We start from the raw sequence: 16,587 nt of genomic DNA, 5'->3' as shown, positions 1-16,587 counted from the left end.
GGATCCTGCGGCTGGTGCTCGCCGGGCTGCTGGCCGGGTGCGCCCTCAGCGGGGTAGTGCGCCTCTACGCGCCGGTCGAGGGCAACGATCGGCAGCTGGCCTTCCTGCGGGAGCGCCTCGAGCACGGTGCGGGCGAAGACGCGCAAGGGCTGTTTCCCGAAGGGTACTTCTTCCTGCACGTGCTCTACGGGCTCGCCAGCGCCGACACCGGGCACCTCGCGGATGCGCGGTGGGCACTGTCCAAACTCGACGGTGCCGAGGGGAGGGCGCCGTTCGCCGAAGGGCTCGCGCCGCGGTACGGGGTCTTCTACGCCGGGTGGACCAACTGGCTGCGGGGCCGGATCCTGAGCCGGGAGCGCGACGCCGGCGAGCTGCGGCGCTTCGACGACGAGTCCCGGGCCATCGCGGCCGCCTTCGACGCGTCCCCGACGCCGTTCCTGCCGGCCTATCCGGGGCAGGCGTGGCCCGTCGACTCGACAGTGGCCATCGCCTCGCTGCGGCTGCACGACGAGCTCGCCGGCGAGACGTTCGGCGCTACCGTCCGGCGGTGGGTCGGGCGGGCGCGGGAGCGGCTCGACCCCGCGACCGGGCTGCTGCCGCACGTCGTCGACCCAGTCACCGGCGATGCGCTGCAGGGGGCCCGCGGCAGCTCGCAGAGTGTCATCCTGCGCTTCCTGCCGAGCGTCGACAACGACTTCGCGCGGGAGCAGTACCGCACCTTCCGGGCTCGGTTCGTCGTGCGGCCGCTCGGGCTCGGGCCGGCGGTGCGGGAGTACCCGAAGGGGACCGACGGGGCGGCGGACGTCGACAGCGGGCCGTTGCCGCTCGGCGTGTCGCTCTCCGCGACGGTCGTCGCCGTCGGGGCGGCCCGGGTGAACGGGGACCTCGGCCTCGCCGATGCCATGGAGCGCTACGGGGAGTTCGCCGGCGTGCCGATGAACACGCTCACCACCAAGCGGTACGCGCTCGGGCTGCTGCCCATCGGCGATGCGTTCCTCGTCTGGGCGCACACCGCCGAGGCCGGGCCGGAGCAGCCCGGCGGCGGCATCGGTGCGCTGTGGCGGCTGCCGCTGACGATCCTGCTACTCCTGGTCGGCGCCGGGCCCTGGCTCGGCCGGATCAGGCAGCAGCGTCGCCACCGCACGGACGAAGGCGGCGTGGTCGAGGTCGTCGTCCCAGAGGGTCTGCAGGACCAGGCCCTGGTAGATGGCGATGAAGACGCGGGCGAGGGACGCCGGGTCCGCGGACGCTCCGGCCAGTAGCGGGGCCACCGCGGCGACGGGGCGGTCCACGTTGGCCCTGGACATCGCGCGCACCGCCGGGCTGCGGACCGACTCGGCCCAGACCTGCACCGCCAGCTGCAGCTCCGCGCGGGTCGCGGGGTCGCCGACGCGGCGCAGGACGTCGAGGTATCCCGCGGCCGGATCGTCGCCGAGCATCGCGGTGCGCCGCTCGTGCCACTCGGCGGCGATGGCGGCTATCATGTCGTCCTTGCCGGTGAAGTACCGGTAGATCAGTCCGGCACTGATCTTCGACTCGCGCACGATGTCCTGCATCGTCGTGCGATGGAAGCCCTCGCGGGCGAAGCAGGCCGCGGCCGCGTCGAGGATCTGGCGGCGGCGGGCGGCGAAGTGGGCGTCGTCCACTTTAGGCATCGGCGACCGCGATCCGGTAGAACTCCGCCGTCGGCTCGTCGGTGCGGCCCAGCGGCCGGAGGTAGACGGCGGCCGCGTCCCTTGTGGACAGATCTTCCGTCAGGTGCAGGCCGCGCTCGGACAGGTACCCCCGAAGCTGTGCCGGTTTGAAGCCGAACGTCCACGGCTCGCCACCGCGTTGCACCGCGGCGTGCCACTCGGCCACACCGTCGAACGCGCCGGTGCCGTCGAGCGCGGCCCGGTCCACATACGTGAAGATGAGCGTGCTCCCGGGCGCCAGCAGGCCGGCCAGGGCGCGCAGCGTGGTGTCGACGGCCTCCGCCGTGAGGTAGTTCGTCACGCCCTCCCAGACGACAACGGCCGGCGCGGCGGCGTCGAAGCCGGCGGCTTGCAGTGCGGGGGCCAGCGCGTCCACCGCGAGGTCGACCGGGACGAACCGCACGCCGCCCGCAGGCGCCCGGCGGCGCTTGGTGGCCTGGGTCGCCGGGTGGTCGACCTCGAACGCGACGGGCGCGGCGATGCGGTGGGCGCGGTTGTCGAAGCCGGCGCCCAGCAGGACCAGCTGCGTCGCCCCGGCGGCGAGGGCGGCCTCGACGCGGTCGTCGATCAGGCGGGTGCGCACGACCGCCGAGGCGCGCGGGCCGCCGGCGTAGTGCGTGTCGATGTACCTGACGATCCACCGGTGCACGGCGGGCACGCGCGACGCGGCGACCACGGCCCGGTACCCCGGCGGCAGCATCCGTGTCGCCAGCCCGTCGGCGAACAGCCGGTCGTGCCGGCGACTGTGCTCGAGGGCGCGGAAGAGCGCCACGTGCTCCGCGGAGCGGCTACTACCTCGCATACCCGAAGAATAATGAATGAACATCCATTTTTACAAGGCCGCCGTCAGCTGGTCCGCGACCGCGTTCAGGAGGTCGGCGCCGGTGAAGGGCTTCTCCAGCAGGTGGACGCCGGGGTCGAGGATGCCGTTGCTGGTAAGGACGGGTTGGGCGTAGCCGGACATGAACAGCACCCGGGTCGACGGCCGCAGGTGCAGCACCCGCTCGGCCAGGACCCGCCCGAGCATCCCCGGCATGACCACGTCGGTGAGCAGCAGGTCGATGGGGCCGCCGTGCTCAGAGGCCAGCTGCAGCGCGGCCACGCCGTCCGCGGCCGACAGCACCGCGTAGCCGCCCCGGCGCAGGATCCGGGTGGTCACCTCGCGCAGCGCGGGCTCGTCCTCGGCGACCAGGACCGTCTGGCCCCGGCCGGGCGGGCGGACCGCACGGCCGGCGTCGTCGGTCACGAGCTCGGCGTCGCTGCCGGGCAGCAGGATCGAGATCGTGGTCCCGACCCCGGGCTCGGAGTAGATCTGCACGGTACCGCCGGCCTGGACCACGATGCCGTAGACGGTGGCCAGGCCGAGTCCGGTGCCCTCGCCGCTGGGCTTGGTCGTGAAGAACGGCTCGAACGCCTGCTCGATGACCTCGCGCGGCATGCCGGTGCCGGTGTCGGAGACCCGGATCCGCACGTACCCGCCCGGGTGCAGCCCCTCCCGGACCGCCGGATGCCCCTCGTCGACGTGTACGAGCCCGGTGTCGATGGTCAGGTGTCCGCCGGCGGGCATCGCGTCGCGGGCGTTCACCGCGAGGTTCACGAGCACCTGCTCCAGCTGGCCGGGGTCGGCGACGACCGCCGGGAGCCCGTCGACCAGGGCGGTGCCGAGCGTGATGTGCTCGCCGATGGAGCGGGTCAGCATCTGCTGGACCTCGCCGATGACCCGGTTCACGTCGAGGGGCTTGGGCCGCACCACCTCCCGCCGGGCGAACGCGAGCAGCTGGTGGGTCAGCTCGCTGCCGCGGCGCCCGGCCCGCAGGATCTGCTCGGCGTCGAGCGCGAACGGGGTGTCGGCCCCGTCCTCCACGATGAACTCGGCGTAGTTGAGGATGACCGCGAGCAGGTTGTTGAAGTCGTGCGCGATGCCGCCGGCGAGCTGGCCGAGGCTCTCCAGGCGCTGGGTGCGCTGCTGGCGCACCTCGTTCTTCTGCCGCTCGGCCTCGGCCCGCAGCCGCTCCTGCTCGGCCAGCGCGGCCAGCCGCTCGCTCATGTCCCGCACGCCGACGAGGGTGATGAGGCCGTCCTCGCCCGTGAGCGTGTTCAGCGTGATCTCGACCGGCAGCTCGGAGCCGTCGCGGCGGCGGGCACCCGCGGACGGGCCGGCCTCCGTGCGGACGCCGCCGGGCAGCAGCCGCCGCACCGGCATCCCGGTCAGGTCGGACCGCGGGAAGCCGAACAGCCGCTCGGCCGAGGCGTTCGCCAGCACGATCCGGTCGTCCTCGCCGACGCCGAGCAGCGGGTCGGGGGCGGCGTCGAGCACCACCTGCATCCGCGCCTCGGCCCGCTCCCGCTCGCTCATGTCGCGGGTGATCGTGGTGACGCCGACCGTGCGCCCGTCGGGGCCGATGAGCGGCGAGACGAGCATCGACACGGCGAGCTCGGTGCCGTCCCGGCGCAGCCGCGTCGTGCGGTGACGGTCGACCCGCCCGCCCGCGCCGACGATCGCCCGGATCTCGGCCTCGTCCGGCCGCCGGTCCACCGGGATGATCAGGTCCTTGGGCCGCCCGACCATCTCCCCGGCGGCGTACCCGTACAGACGCTCCGCCCCCGGATTCCACGACAGCACCAGCCCGTCGAGGTCGGTGGTGACGATCGCGTCGTGCGAGGACTGCACGATGGAGGCGAGCAGCGACTGCGCCGGATCGAAGCCTTCGGCCCCGGTGTCGCGGATGGTCGCGACGAGCAGCCGCTCGTCGTCGGCGTCAACCACTGACAGCGCGATGTCGGCCAGGAACTGCGCGCCGGTGCCGCGCGCCATGGTCAGCGGCTGCCCCGGGCGGCGCGGCGGGTGTGCGCCCTCCATGTACGCCGCCAGCCGCGGCACCATCGAGGGCCCGTTGACCGGCACCAGCACGTCGACGCTGCGGCCCAGCAGATCGTCCCGCCCGAACAGGTCGCGGGCCGCGGCGTTGGCCAGTCGGATCACACCGTCGCGGCCGGTGACGACGAGCGCGTCCGGCGCGACCTCCAGAAGGCTCTCCGCCAGCCGAACCGTCCACCGCACTCACTCACAGTAGAACCGTCGTGACTTTGCGTTTTAAGGATGCGACATTTCGGAACCATCTACCGTATGAGCGTTGACCCTAACCGGCCCAGCGCCGCCCGCATCTACGACTGCTACCTGGGTGGGCGCCACAACTTCGCCGTGGACCGGGCCATGGCGGAGCGGGCGCTCGCGCTCGTCCCGGACATTTCGCGGATCGCCCGGGCCAACCGGGCGTTCCTGGACCGCGCCGTCCGGCATGCGGCCGGGCGCGGCATCCGCCAGTTCCTGGACATCGGCTCGGGGATTCCGGCGGAGGGCAACGTCCACGAGATCGCGCGCTCGATCGACCCGCAGGCGCGGGTGGTGTACGTGGACATCGACCCGGCCGCCGTGGTGCACGCCCGGCAGATCCTCGACGGCGATCCGCTGACCACCGTCGTGCAGGCCGACCTGCTCCAGGCGGCGCAGATCCTGGGCGACCCGCGGGTGAAGGCGCTGCTCGACCCGGACGAGCCGGTGTGCCTGCTGCTCGTCGCGCTGCTGCACTTCGTGCCGGACACGCCGGAGCTGCGGGAGGCCCTGCGCGCCTATCACGACGCCCTGGTCCCGGGGAGCATCCTGGTGGTGTCGCACGCCACGAGGGCGGTCGCGGAGCTGGCCGACCTCTACACCCGCACCGGCCTGTCCACGGTGCCGCGCGACGAGGCCGAGCTGGCCGGGCTCATCGAGGGCTGGGAACCGGTCGCGCCCGGCCTGGTGCGCAGCCCGCTGTGGCGCCCGGAGCCCGGCGGTGACGCCGACGACGACTCGGCCGGGTTCGCCCTCCTGGTCGCCGTGGCGGAGCGCGTCTAGAGCCCGAGCGCGGCCAGCGGTTCGTCGGCGTCGAGGGTGACGACCAGGCCCCGGCTGCCGGCCGGCTCGACGTGCCGGTGCGGTGCGGCCGCGCCGTCCTCGGGGACCGCCGCGGCGACGGCCTCGATCGCCGTCCACACCTCGTCGAGCGCGGCATCGGCCCCGCGGACCACAAGCGTCGGGGCCGCCCGCAGCTCGATCACCAAGGGCCCGTCACCGCGCTCCTGCGCAAAAGCCCCGTTCCGCAGTGGTACCTCCACCGCCGGCCCCGCGCTGCGCAACGCCGCCGCAAGCTCCCGTAACGCCGCGGGCGACCCGGCCAGGTCGAGGTTCTCGCCGATCACCCGGAGGCGGCACCGCTGATCCATGGAATCACCCTCGCACCACTGATTCACCCCTGTGCACCCGGGGCAGCGTGAGTTCAGTCACCAGGCGTTGGCTGATCTTGCGGAGTGTGCAAGTTTGGCTGAGGCGCGCCTCCGCTTTCTCCACACCAGGGGCAACCGCGCGCCGACGGGGATGTGGCACGAACGGCGAGGTGGTTGCGTGAATCGAAGTCAACCGGTCGGCTGGGCGGCACACCGCGAGGCCGTACAGACCCTCCAGCAGTCGTACGCCGCGATTCCGCCCGGCGACACCGTGCGGCTCGCGAAGAAGACCTCCAACCTCTTCCGGCCCCGGGCCGAGGTCGGCCACGGGCTCGACGTCAGCGGGCTGAACGGGGTCATCGCGGTGGACCCGCAGGCGCGGACCGCCGAAGTGCAGGGCATGTGCACGTACGAGGACCTGGTCGACGCGACGCTGCCGCACGGGCTCATGCCGCTCGTCGTCCCGCAGCTGCGCACGATCACGCTCGGCGGGGCGGTGACCGGGCTGGGGATCGAGGCGACCTCCTTCCGCCACGGCCTGCCGCACGAGTCGGTGCTGGAGCTGGACATCCTGACCGGCACCGGCGAGGTGCTCACCGCGCGGCCCGACGGCGAGCACGCCCAGCTCTTCGCGGCCTTCCCGAACTCGCTCGGCAGTCTCGGGTACGCCACGCGCCTGCGCATCGAGCTGATGCCGATCGCGGCCGGGGTCCGCACCACGAACCTGCGCTTCGACCGGATCGACGATCTGCTCGAGGTCGTCGGCACGGTGATGGACACCGGCGAGCACGAGGGCCGCCACGTCGACGTCATGGACGGCGTCGTGTTCCGCCCCGGCGAGTCCTACCTCGTGCTCGGCACCTTCTCCGACGACGCCGAGCCGGGCAGCGACTACACCGGCCAGGACATCTACTACCGGTCGCTGCGGTCCAAGGCCACCGACCGTCTCCGCGCCTACGACTACCTGTGGCGCTGGGACACCGACTGGTTCTGGTGCTCGTCGGCGTTCGGGGCGCAGATCCCGGCCGTGCGCCGGCTGTGGCCCCGGCAGTACCGCCGCAGCGACGTCTACCACCGCATCGTGCGCTGGGAGAACCGCTACGGCGTCGCCGCCCGCGTCGGCCGGTGGCGCGGCGAGCTCGATCGCGAGCGGGTGGTGCAGGACGTGGAGCTGCCGCTGGAGCGCACGGGCGACTTCCTGCAGTGGTTCGCACAGGAGGTACCGATGGCGCCGCTGTGGCTGTGTCCTTTGCGACTGCGGGATCGGGAGTGGCCGCTGTATCCGATGCACGCCGGACAGAAATACGTGAACGTCGGTTTCTGGGGCACCGTGCCCATCGAGCCGGGGCGCCGCGACGGCGACGTCAACCGGCTCATCGAGGACAAGGTCTTCGAACTCGGCGGTCACAAATCCCTCTACTCCGATGCCTACTACGACCGGGAGACGTTCGACCGGCTCTACGGCGGCCCCGCCTACCGCGCCGCCAAGGACCGCTACGACCCCGATCACCGACTGACCGACCTCTACGACAAGGTTGTGGGGCGCAGATGACAAGCACCTACCGCACGACGAACACCCCTGGCTCCGTCCCCGGCCCGCGCCGCCGGCCCCCCGTCCCGAAAGTCGCCGACATCGTCCGCGCCGTCACCGCCGACGAGCCGAAGGTGCGCATCACCGCCTACGACGGCAGCTCCATCGGCCCGGCCGACTCCCCGATCACCCTGCACGTCGCCACCGAGCGCGGACTGTCCTATGTGCTCACCGCCCCCGGCGACCTGGGCCTGGCCCGCGCGTACGTCAGCGGCGACCTCGAGGTCCAGGGCGTCCACCCCGGCGACCCGTACGACGCGCTGCACACCCTCGCCGACGGCCTGCACCTGCGCATGCCCGCACCGGCCGAGGCCCTGCGCCTGGCCCGCGGCCTGGGCTGGGAGCGCCTCCGCCCGCCGCCGCCCCCGCCGCAGGAGTCGACCCCCGGCTGGAAGCGCGCCCTCGCCGGCCTCGGCCTGCGCCACGCCAAGGGCCGCGACGCCGAGGCCATCCACCACCACTACGACGTCTCGAACCGCTTCTACGAGATGGTCCTCGGCCCGTCGATGACGTACACCTGCGCCGTCTACCGCTCCGAGTCCGACACCCTCGAACAGGCGCAGGCGAACAAGTACGACCTCGTCGCCGGCAAGCTGGCCCTCAAGCCCGGCCAGCGCCTGCTGGACGTCGGCTGCGGCTGGGGCGGCATGGTCCGGCACGCGGCCCGCGAATACGGCGTGCGCGCCCTGGGCGTCACGCTGTCCAAGCAGCAGGCGCTGTGGGCGCAGGCCGCGATCGAGCGCGAGGGCCTCTCCCACCTGGCCGAGGTCCGCTACCTCGACTACCGCGACGCGCCGCTGGAGCACTTCGACGCGGTGAGCTCCATCGGCCTGACCGAGCACATCGGCCTGCGCAACTACCCGCAGTACTTCCGTGCGCTGCGCGACCGCCTGAAGTACGGCGGCCGCCTGCTCAACCACTGCATCACCCGCGCGCACAGCCGCACCTCCCGCAAGCCGGACGCCTTCATCGACCGCTATGTCTTCCCGGACGGCGAGCTGGCCGCCCCGGGCCGCCTGGTCACCGAGGCCCACGACGCGGCCCTGGAGGTGCAGCACGAGGAGAACCTGCGTCTGCACTACGCGCTGACCCTGACCGGCTGGAACCGCAACCTGGTCGAGAACTGGGACGACTGCGTGGCCGAGGTCGGCCTGGGCACCGCGCGCGTCTGGGGCCTGTACATGGCCGGCTCCCGGCTCGCGTTCGAGCGCAACGAGATCCAGCTGCACCAGATCCTGGCCACGAAGACCACGAAGGACGGCGTCTCGTCGTACCCGCTGCGGCCCGACTGGACCGCATAGCCCTCCCGTCTCCAGGGGGCGGCCGCTGTTCGGCGGCCGCCCCCTGCCACACGCGGCGTGAATCGCTATTTTCCGGACGTATCACTATTTTTCGCCATGTCACGGCGTCCGACCGGTCTGTGGCTCTCGGCTTTCTCCCAGGGAGAATCCAGTTTCGTGGCAGGCGCGCGGTGCAATCTGGACATCATGAGTGACCAGGACCGCCAGTGGAGCACTTCGGAGCACGGCGACACGCCCCGCTCCGCTTCGCAGCCCGAGGAGTCTGCCGCCGCGCCGCCGCCGCACGGGTCCTGGCCGCCGCCGTCGTCCGCGCCGGCCTTCCCGGCCTCGGCGCCGCCCGCTTCGTCGTACCCGGCGTCGGCTCCGCCGGCCCAGTCCTACCCGGCCTCGGCGCCGCCGTCGTCGTCCTACCCGGCCTCGGCCCCGCCCGCCTCGGTGCCGCCGGCCGTGGCGCCGCCGCAGCCGCCCACCTTCGCGCACCCCGCCGGGGCCGCGGGGCAGCCGCCCGCCGGAATGGCCGGGCAGTACCCCACCGGCGCCACCGTGCCGCAGCCGGGCGCGATCCCGGGGCAGTACCCCGGGGCAGTCACGCAGCCGCAGCCGGGCGCCCCGGGGTCGCCCTGGAGCCGGCCCGGGTCCGTCAACGGCTACCACGGGCACGCCCCGAACCAGCCCGTCTCCGGCAGCACCGCCAACTTCGCCACCACGCCCATCTCGACCGGGGGTGCCTACGGCGCGAACACGGGCGCCTTCCCCCAGGTCGGGCCGCCGTTCGGGCCGCCGCCGGGCGCTCCCGGCTACCACGGGCAGCCCGCACCTCAGCGCGGCAGCCACGTCCCGCTCATCGCCGTCGGGGCGATCGTCCTCGCCCTGGTGTCGGCGTTCGGCGGGGGCCTCGTCGCCAACTCGCTCGCCGATGACAAGGCCGCGCCCGCGCCGAACGTGGTGACGCAGAACCCGGCCCCGAACCTCAACCGCGACTCGGTCGGCGGGGTCGCCGAGGCGGTGCTGCCGAGCGTCGTGGACATCAGCACCGGCGAGGCCGAGGGCTCCGGCGTCATCATGACCGCCGACGGCCAGATCATCACCAACAACCACGTGGTCGCCGGGGCCCGGCAGCTCACCGTCACGTTCAGCACCGGCAAGACGGCACCGGCGACGGTGGTCGGGACCGACCCCGCCGGGGACATCGCCGTGATCAAGGTGCAGGGGGTCTCCGGGCTCACCGCGGCCAAGTTCGGCGACTCCGACGCGCTGCGGGTCGGCGACACCGTCCTGGCCGTCGGCAGCCCGCTCGGCCTCCAGGGGTCGGTCACGGCCGGCATCGTCAGCGCGCTGCACCGCACGATCGAGGGCGAGCAGGGCGGCAAGTCGATCGCCGACGCCATCCAGACCGACGCGGCCATCAACCCCGGCAACTCCGGCGGCGCGCTGGTGAACCTGCGGGGCGAGGTCGTCGGGATCAACACGGCGATCGCCACCGCCGGCGAGAACAGCGGCAACATCGGCGTCGGCTTCGCGATCTCGGCGAACCGGGCCCGGGCCGGCGCCGACCAACTCGCCAAGGGCGGGAAGGTCAGCCACCCGTACCTCGGTGTGCAGCTCACCGACGGCACCAACGGCGCCCTGATCGGCGGCGTGGTCGCGGGCGGCCCGGCCGACAAGGCGGGGCTGAAGACCGGCGACCTGGTGACCAAGTTCGGCTCGGCCACGGTCGGCGACGCGACGGCCCTCATCAACGCCGTCCAGGCGGGCAAGGCCGGCGACCAGGTCCAGGTCACCGTGAACCGCAACGGCAGCGACCAGACCGTGACGGTCACCCTCGGCGAGGCGCCGTAGGCGATGGCCTAATCTCCAGACCAGCAACTCCCTTTCGCAGCAGCGGCCTGCGTTCGCCACAACGCGGGCCGCTGCGTCGTCTCACGACAGTTCGCTGATCAGCCGCCGGTACGTGTCGAACGCCGGCTTGCGCACGTAGTCCGACGTGACCAGGCCGAACTGCGACATCGGCCGCGGGCTGGTGCTGTCGGCGTCACGCAGCGCGAAGTGCTCGTACGCCGTGATGTTCAGCGCCGCCGCCTGCCCGGCGACCGTGCGCACGACCTCCTCGACGACCTCCGCCTGCCGCGCGTAGGTCCGCCCGGGCCCGGTGCCCCAGCCGTTCTCCGTGATCCGCAGCGGGGTCGTCGCGGGCACCCCGGCCGCGGCCAGGCTCTGCTCCCGAAACCCCCGCAGCACGGTCTCGACAGCGCCGCGGACGTCGGTGAGCGGCCGGAACACGTCGGGGAAGAAGTCCAGGCCCGCGTAGTCGATGACCGGCCCGATCTCCTTGAGCGACGCCCAGAACTCCTGCTCCGGGTCGAAGATCGGGGTCGAGTTGCAGCCGATCCCGACGTCGATGCCGAGCCGGTCGGCCTCGGCCCGGGCCGCGAGCACACCCTCGACGATCGCGCGGCGCACCGCCGGGTAGCCCGCGTCGCCGCCCGGCCCGTCGTGGTTGGCCTCCTCGGCGACCTGGAGCGTGGCCAGCCGGTCGCCGTGGGTGCGCAGCATCGTGCGCAGGAACTCGCACCAGCCGCGCAGGTCGTCGCCGGGCTCGTGGAAGCACACGACCAGGTCCAGCCGGCGCCCGTCGACCGCGTGGCGCCACGGCGCGGGCGGCGCCTCGATGTGCGCGCCCTCGGCGTCGCTGTAGAGCACGTACCCGCGCACGAGCTGCACTCCGAGCTCGTCGAGCAGCTCGGCGGTCCGCTCCGGGTCCTCGGGCGGCCCCGGGATGGCGTTGCCCTCGGGGTCGGCGCCGAGCCCGCCCGCGTAGATGCCGAAAGTCATCGTCATGCCTCGCACCGTAGCCCAATTTTTGGTGTCACACCAAATTTGGTTTCACGCTAAGATTTGGGCATGGCGCTGAGGGCGGAGAAGAAGGCGGCGACCCGCACGGCGATCGCGCACGCGGCGACGGCCCTGTTCATGGACCGCGGCTTCGACCGGGTGACGGTGGCCGAGGTCGGCGAGGCGGCCCGGGTGTCGGTGAACACGGTCTTCAACTACTTCGCGACGAAGGAGGACCTCTTCTTCGACCGCCAGGACGAGGTCATCGCCCGCCTCGCCGACGCGGTCCGCGGCGCCCCCGACCCCGCCCAGGCCGCCCTGGCGCTGTTCCTCGACGAGCTCGACCGCGGTGAGCCGACGCTTGGCCTGCACCCGGACTCGCCGCGCTTTTGGAAGGTCGTCGACGACAGCCCCGCCCTGCAGGCCCGGCTCCGGCTGCTGGGCGAGGCCGCCGAGGAGGCCGTCGCCACCGCCCTCATCGAGTCCGGCCGCCCCGAACCGGACGCCCGCTGGGCCGCCGCGATCCTCTCGGGCATCGACCGCGCACTGCACGCCCAGATCCGCCGGGAGATCCAACAACGCCAAACCATCGCTGTGGTACTCGCCGAAGTCCGCGACACCGCGAAGCGCGCCTACACCGGGGCGTCGCGCGCCCTCAGCTGACCCGGAAGACGGGCCACCCGATCTCGGTCCGCCACTGCCCCGGCTCCTCGGTGTCGCGCGGGCCCGCAGGTACACCTCGTGCACCGGCCCGTCGACAGCGAGGGCGTGCTGCACCACCCACGCGCCGAGCCGCCCGTAGGTCACGGCCAGGTCGGCGGCCGGCAGCTCCAGCACCTCCACCCGCCCGCCGGGCCGCGGCGCCCGCACCGGCCGGTAGACGGTCACCGCACCCTTCCCCTCGAGCCGCCGTACGTGCCCGGCGACGAGCCCGGCCCGCCGGTCGAGGTCCCCGGTGGCCAGGATCGCCCGCACCTCCGCGAGCGGCACGCCGAGCTGCCGCAGCTGGTGGATGACCTGCGCCGGCGGGATCTGGGCCGCGGTGTAGTACCGGTAGCTGCGCGACGGCCTCATCGCGCGGCTGATGATCGCGCCGTGAGCCGCAGCTGGTTCATCACCGGCGGCTCGCCGGGAGGGTTCGGGGCGGCGTTCGCCGATGCGGCGCTCGAGCGCGGGGACCGGGTGGTGCTCACGGCCCGCGGCCAAGCACGCCGTCGAGGGGCTCACGGAGGCGCTGCGGGCCGAGGTCGAGCCGTTCGGCGTCCGGGTGCTGACGGTCGAGCCGGGCGCGTTCCGGACCCGCGCCCACGCCGGGTTCGCCGCGGAGCCCGTGGAAGACGGGCCGTACCGCCCGATGATCGAGCGGGTGCGCGACGCGATGGTGGCCCAGAACGGCCGGCAGCGCGGCGATCCGGCCCGCGGGGTGCGGGCGGTGCTCGCGGCCATGGAGCTGCCGGAGCCGCCGCGGCGGCTGGTGCTGGGCGGCGCCGCGTTCACGGCCGTGACCGGGGCGCTGGAGAACCTGGCCGACATCCGATCCGCGGAGGTGCTGGCCCGCTCGGCCGACCACGGGTGAGGGGGACAATGAGGGTGTGCGAATCGCCTTTGCCGCCGATGACAGCAACGCCACCACCGACGCCGTGCTCGCGCACCTCGCCGCGGCCGGGCACGAGGTCGTGCGCGTGGACGCGCTGCCGTGGCCGGACCTCGGGGCGGGCGTCGGGCGGGCGGTGGCCGAGGGGCGGGCCGAGCTCGGGGTGGTGATGTGCTGGACCGGCACCGGGACCGCGATCGCGGCCAACAAGGTGCCGGGGGCCCTGGCGGCTGTCGCGTGGGACCCGTGGGTGGCGCGCGGGGCGCGGCTGTGGAACGACGCCAACGTGCTGGCGATGAGCCTCAAGCGGCTGGCGCCGGACGTGGCGGTGGAGGTGCTGCGGGCGTTCCTGGAGACGCCCGCAGCCGACCCCGACGAGGCGGAGAACATCGCCCGCCTCAAACGCTTGGACACAAATCGATAAAGTACGCAACCGAATCGCGTGACGTGGGCTGAACACGCGGTAATCAATCCGTTATGTGGCAACGGAGTTCGTGACGCAACCGGGTGCCCGAGCCCGGGGTCATTGCACAGAGAACGGCGACGCACATCGCCGTCCGCGCGACGTAGTGACGCAGACAGCCGACCACTCTCGCCGGGTGCGGAGCATGCCCGCACCCTGTTCACTGTGGACAGTCCACAGTGAACAACGAGACTGTGGCCGGGTGATGTGCGCTGCCCGCGTGCGGAGACCCCGATCCGCGGCACCACAACCGCGGCACCCGGAAAGGCCCATGACGTGAATATGCAACGACGTGCGGTGATGGCTGGTGCAGTCACCGCGGCGCTCGCGCTGTCCGCCTGCGGAGGCGGCGCCAGCAGCGACAATAGCAGTAAGGACAAAGGTCCAAAAGGCACGGCCGGCTACAACGCGGCGGTCACCGGTGTGGTGAACCCGTCGGACAAGCCGGGCGGCACACTGAAGCTCACGATCCACGACGACCCGGACTCGCTGGACCCGCAGATCGCGTACTACGCGAGCGAGTGGAACCTCATGAAGAGCTTCTACGTGCGCACGCTGCTGGCCAACGACACCAAGCCGGGCGCCGACGGGCTCAAGCTGGTGCCGGACCTCGCGACCGAGGTCCCCACGCCCACCGACGGCGGGAAGACGTACACATTCAAACTGAAGCCGGGCGTGAAGTTCGAGGACGGCACGCCGATCACCTCGAAGGACGTCAAGTACGGCATCGAGCGCATCTTCGCCCGCGAGGTCATCACGGCCGGGCCGTCATACCTGGTGGACCTGCTGGACCAGGGCCAGAAGTACCCGGGCGTGTACAAGGACACCGACCCGGACAAGATGGGCCTGCGCTCGGTGCAGACACCCGACGACTCCACGATCGTGTTCACGCTGGCCAAGCCGTTCGCCGACTTCCTGTACATGCTGCAGATGCCGGTGTCGGCCCCGCTGCCGAAGGCCAAGGACACCGGCAGCCGCTACGCGCAGCACCCGGTCTCCAGTGGCCCGTACAAGTTCGAGTCCTACGATGAGGGCAAGAAGCTGAGCCTGGTCCGCAACGACCAGTGGGACCCGAAGACCGACCCGGTGCGCAAGGCGCTGCCGGACCGTGTCGAGGTCGTCTACGGCACCGCCGTCGAGGAGATCGACAACCAGCTCCTGGCCAACGAGGTCGACCTCGACATCGCCCAGACCGGTGTGCAGCCGGGCACGCAGCCGAAGATCCTGCTGAACCCGGAGACGAAGAAGTACGCCGACTCCCCGGTCACCGGCTTCATCCGCTACGTGGCGATCAGCACCAAGGTGCCGCCGTTCGACAACATCCACTGCCGCAAGGCCGTGCAGTATGCGCTGGACAAGACCGCGATGCAGACGGCCCGCGGCGGCGTCGAGGCCGGCGGTGACATCGCGACGAACATGCTGCCACCGACGATCGCCGGGCACGACGACGCCGACGACGTGTTCAACACCAAGTCCGGCAAGCCGCAGATCGACAAGGCCAAGGAAGAGCTCGCCGCCTGCGGCAAGCCCAACGGGTTCGACACCGTCCTCGCGACCCGCAACACCGGCAAGGAGCTCAAGACGGCGGAGGCGGTGCAGCAGTCGATGGCCGCGGTGGGCATCAACGCCCGGCTCGACCCGCAGGACGCGGCGCTGTACTTCCGCTCGATCATCGGCTCGCCAGGCAACGTGCACAGCAAGGGGTACGGCCTGATGATGGCGGGCTGGGGCGCGGACTACCCGACGCCGGCCGGCTTCCTGCAGGTCCTCGTCGACAGCCGGCTGATCTACGACTCGGGCAACAACAACTACTCGGAGCTGCAGGACCCGGCGATCGACGCGCTCATCGACCAGGCCACGGCCGAGCCCGACCCGCAGAAGAACGCCGGCATCTGGAAGCAGATCAACGCCAAGGTGTCGGAGTCGGCGGCATACATGCCGTTCACCTACGACAAGGCACTGAACTACCGCAACCCGCGGCTGACGAACGTCTACATCAACCAGTACTACGGTCAGGTGGACTTCGGCAGCCTGGGGGTCACGAGCTGACCGCTGCCTGAACGGCCTCCGGGTTGACGAGGGACTTCCCGGGGGCCGCGGTCAAACGGCCGGCCGCTTCTTCCTCCTTGAAGCGGCCGGCCACTCCCATGCCGTCAGTACGCGACGCTTACCCGCCGGTGAATCCAGCCGGGCTCGTCAAGCGCCCGGAACATCGCATCGGCCACGTCGGCCCGCGACAGCGTCCGCCCGCCGCGGACGTTCACGTCGAGCACCGTCCGATACGGCCGGTGCGGGCCGTCGGTCAGCCGCGGCGGCGCGATGAGCGTCCAGTCGACGCCGCCGTCGCGCAGCACCTGCTCGGCCACGGCCAGATCGGCGAAGCCCTCGGCCAGGATGCGCCCCACGATCGGCTTGGCGACGTAGCGCATCAGCACGCTGTCGCCCGCGTCGGCGACCCGGCCGGCCGCGTCCACGCTCACGATCCGCCGCACCCCCGTTGCCCGCATGGCGGCGACCTGTGCGCGGGCCCCGTCGGCCTGCACCGTGCTGCGCGCACCCGGGTCCTTCGCCCGCCGCGCCTTCATCTCGGCGGGCCGGATCCCGAGCGCGGACAGCACCGCGTCCCGCCCGGCCACCGCGGCGGCCAGGGCCTCGGCGTCGCCGAAGTCCGCGACCACCACGTCGCAGCCCAGGTCGGCCGGGCGCCGCGCGACGGCCGTCATCTCATGCCCGCGGGCCAGCCCCTCCCTGATCAGCAGCGTTCCGATCCCGCCCGTCGCCCCGAACACGGTCAGCTTCATGCCAACCCCCCAAGTCGGTGAGTGAGTGCCGTGGTTAGTGAGTGCTTA

At 72.4% G+C, this 16,587-nt stretch carries 14 protein-coding genes and 1 pseudogene; 8 read left to right on the top strand and 7 right to left on the bottom strand.

Annotation, left to right across the window (positions count from 1 at the left end; all coding sequences use genetic code 11):
- Positions 1 to 1,082: 1,082 nt before the first annotated feature.
- From Dvina_RS13655 to Dvina_RS13645, 3 genes are read right to left on the bottom strand one after another with little or no spacing between them, the layout of a single operon-like run.
- Positions 1,083 to 1,655 carry a TetR/AcrR family transcriptional regulator gene (locus tag Dvina_RS13655; protein ID WP_223102851.1) on the bottom strand — a complete coding sequence of 191 codons (573 nt, stop codon included), beginning with the start codon at positions 1,653 to 1,655 and terminating at the stop codon, positions 1,083 to 1,085.
- A complete protein-coding gene (locus Dvina_RS13650) occupies positions 1,648 to 2,496 on the bottom strand; it encodes a class I SAM-dependent methyltransferase (RefSeq protein WP_223102850.1) in 849 nt (282 codons plus the stop codon). Before Dvina_RS13650 ends, Dvina_RS13655 begins: the two co-directional genes overlap by 8 nt.
- A gap of 30 nt (positions 2,497 to 2,526) precedes the next feature.
- Positions 2,527 to 4,755 (bottom strand): PAS domain S-box protein, encoded by a 2,229-nt coding sequence (locus Dvina_RS13645; RefSeq protein ID WP_223102849.1) that lies wholly within the window; start codon positions 4,753 to 4,755, stop codon positions 2,527 to 2,529.
- A gap of 66 nt (positions 4,756 to 4,821) precedes the next feature.
- Between Dvina_RS13645 and Dvina_RS13640 the strand changes: the two genes are divergently transcribed.
- On the top strand, positions 4,822 to 5,589 hold the full coding sequence (locus tag Dvina_RS13640) for an SAM-dependent methyltransferase (protein WP_223102848.1): 768 nt from the start codon (positions 4,822 to 4,824) through the stop codon (positions 5,587 to 5,589).
- Here the strand turns inward: Dvina_RS13640 and Dvina_RS13635 are convergent.
- On the bottom strand, positions 5,586 to 5,957 hold the full coding sequence (locus Dvina_RS13635; RefSeq protein ID WP_223102847.1) for a hypothetical protein: 372 nt from the start codon (positions 5,955 to 5,957) through the stop codon (positions 5,586 to 5,588). The genes Dvina_RS13640 and Dvina_RS13635 overlap by 4 nt on opposite strands.
- A 178-nt stretch (positions 5,958 to 6,135) precedes the next feature.
- On the opposite strand from Dvina_RS13635, the gene Dvina_RS13630 reads away from it, so the two are divergent.
- The 3 genes from Dvina_RS13630 to Dvina_RS13620 all read left to right on the top strand — a co-directional run bounded on the left by Dvina_RS13630 (position 6,136) and on the right by Dvina_RS13620 (position 10,688).
- Positions 6,136 to 7,509: an FAD-binding oxidoreductase gene (locus tag Dvina_RS13630; protein WP_246656199.1), complete on the top strand. Its 1,374-nt coding sequence runs from the start codon at positions 6,136 to 6,138 to the stop codon at positions 7,507 to 7,509.
- Positions 7,506 to 8,849, top strand: a complete 1,344-nt coding sequence (locus Dvina_RS13625) for a class I SAM-dependent methyltransferase (protein ID WP_223102845.1) — start codon at positions 7,506 to 7,508, stop codon at positions 8,847 to 8,849. The genes Dvina_RS13630 and Dvina_RS13625 overlap by 4 nt, the downstream gene beginning before the upstream one ends.
- Before the next feature lie 186 nt (positions 8,850 to 9,035).
- Positions 9,036 to 10,688, top strand: coding sequence for a S1C family serine protease (locus Dvina_RS13620; RefSeq protein WP_246656198.1), 1,653 nt, complete (start codon positions 9,036 to 9,038; stop codon positions 10,686 to 10,688).
- 81 nt (positions 10,689 to 10,769) lie between these two features.
- Here Dvina_RS13620 and Dvina_RS13615 read toward each other — a convergent pair whose 3' ends face one another.
- Positions 10,770 to 11,687: a radical SAM family protein gene (locus Dvina_RS13615; RefSeq protein ID WP_223102844.1), complete on the bottom strand. Its 918-nt coding sequence runs from the start codon at positions 11,685 to 11,687 to the stop codon at positions 10,770 to 10,772.
- 63 nt (positions 11,688 to 11,750) lie between these two features.
- Between Dvina_RS13615 and Dvina_RS13610 the strand changes: the two genes are divergently transcribed.
- On the top strand, positions 11,751 to 12,344 hold the full coding sequence (locus Dvina_RS13610; RefSeq protein ID WP_223102843.1) for a TetR/AcrR family transcriptional regulator: 594 nt from the start codon (positions 11,751 to 11,753) through the stop codon (positions 12,342 to 12,344).
- A gap of 348 nt (positions 12,345 to 12,692) precedes the next feature.
- Here the strand turns inward: Dvina_RS13610 and Dvina_RS55930 are convergent.
- Positions 12,693 to 12,755, bottom strand: a pseudogene (locus tag Dvina_RS55930) (hypothetical protein); the annotation flags it as partial.
- An 82-nt stretch (positions 12,756 to 12,837) separates the two neighbouring features.
- Between Dvina_RS55930 and Dvina_RS13605 the strand changes: the two are divergent.
- From Dvina_RS13605 to Dvina_RS13595, 3 genes are all read left to right on the top strand, one after another.
- Positions 12,838 to 13,257 carry an SDR family NAD(P)-dependent oxidoreductase gene (locus Dvina_RS13605; RefSeq protein ID WP_223102842.1) on the top strand — a complete coding sequence of 140 codons (420 nt, stop codon included), beginning with the start codon at positions 12,838 to 12,840 and terminating at the stop codon, positions 13,255 to 13,257.
- Positions 13,258 to 13,273: 16 nt separating this feature from the next.
- Positions 13,274 to 13,699, top strand: coding sequence for an RpiB/LacA/LacB family sugar-phosphate isomerase (locus tag Dvina_RS13600; protein WP_223102841.1), 426 nt, complete (start codon positions 13,274 to 13,276; stop codon positions 13,697 to 13,699).
- 339 nt (positions 13,700 to 14,038) lie between these two features.
- Entirely contained in the window at positions 14,039 to 15,787 is a 1,749-nt protein-coding gene (locus Dvina_RS13595; RefSeq protein ID WP_223102840.1) for an ABC transporter substrate-binding protein, read from the top strand.
- A gap of 104 nt (positions 15,788 to 15,891) precedes the next feature.
- Here Dvina_RS13595 and Dvina_RS13590 read toward each other — a convergent pair whose 3' ends face one another.
- Positions 15,892 to 16,539, bottom strand: coding sequence for an NAD(P)-dependent oxidoreductase (locus Dvina_RS13590; RefSeq protein ID WP_223102839.1), 648 nt, complete (start codon positions 16,537 to 16,539; stop codon positions 15,892 to 15,894).
- Positions 16,540 to 16,587 lie beyond the last annotated feature (48 nt).

Source organism: Dactylosporangium vinaceum, from assembly GCF_019904175.1.
Classification (GTDB): Bacteria; Actinomycetota; Actinomycetes; order Mycobacteriales; family Micromonosporaceae; genus Dactylosporangium; species Dactylosporangium vinaceum.
The sequence above is the reverse complement of the archived record's forward strand: the minus strand, read 5'-3'. Positions and strand labels throughout refer to the sequence as shown.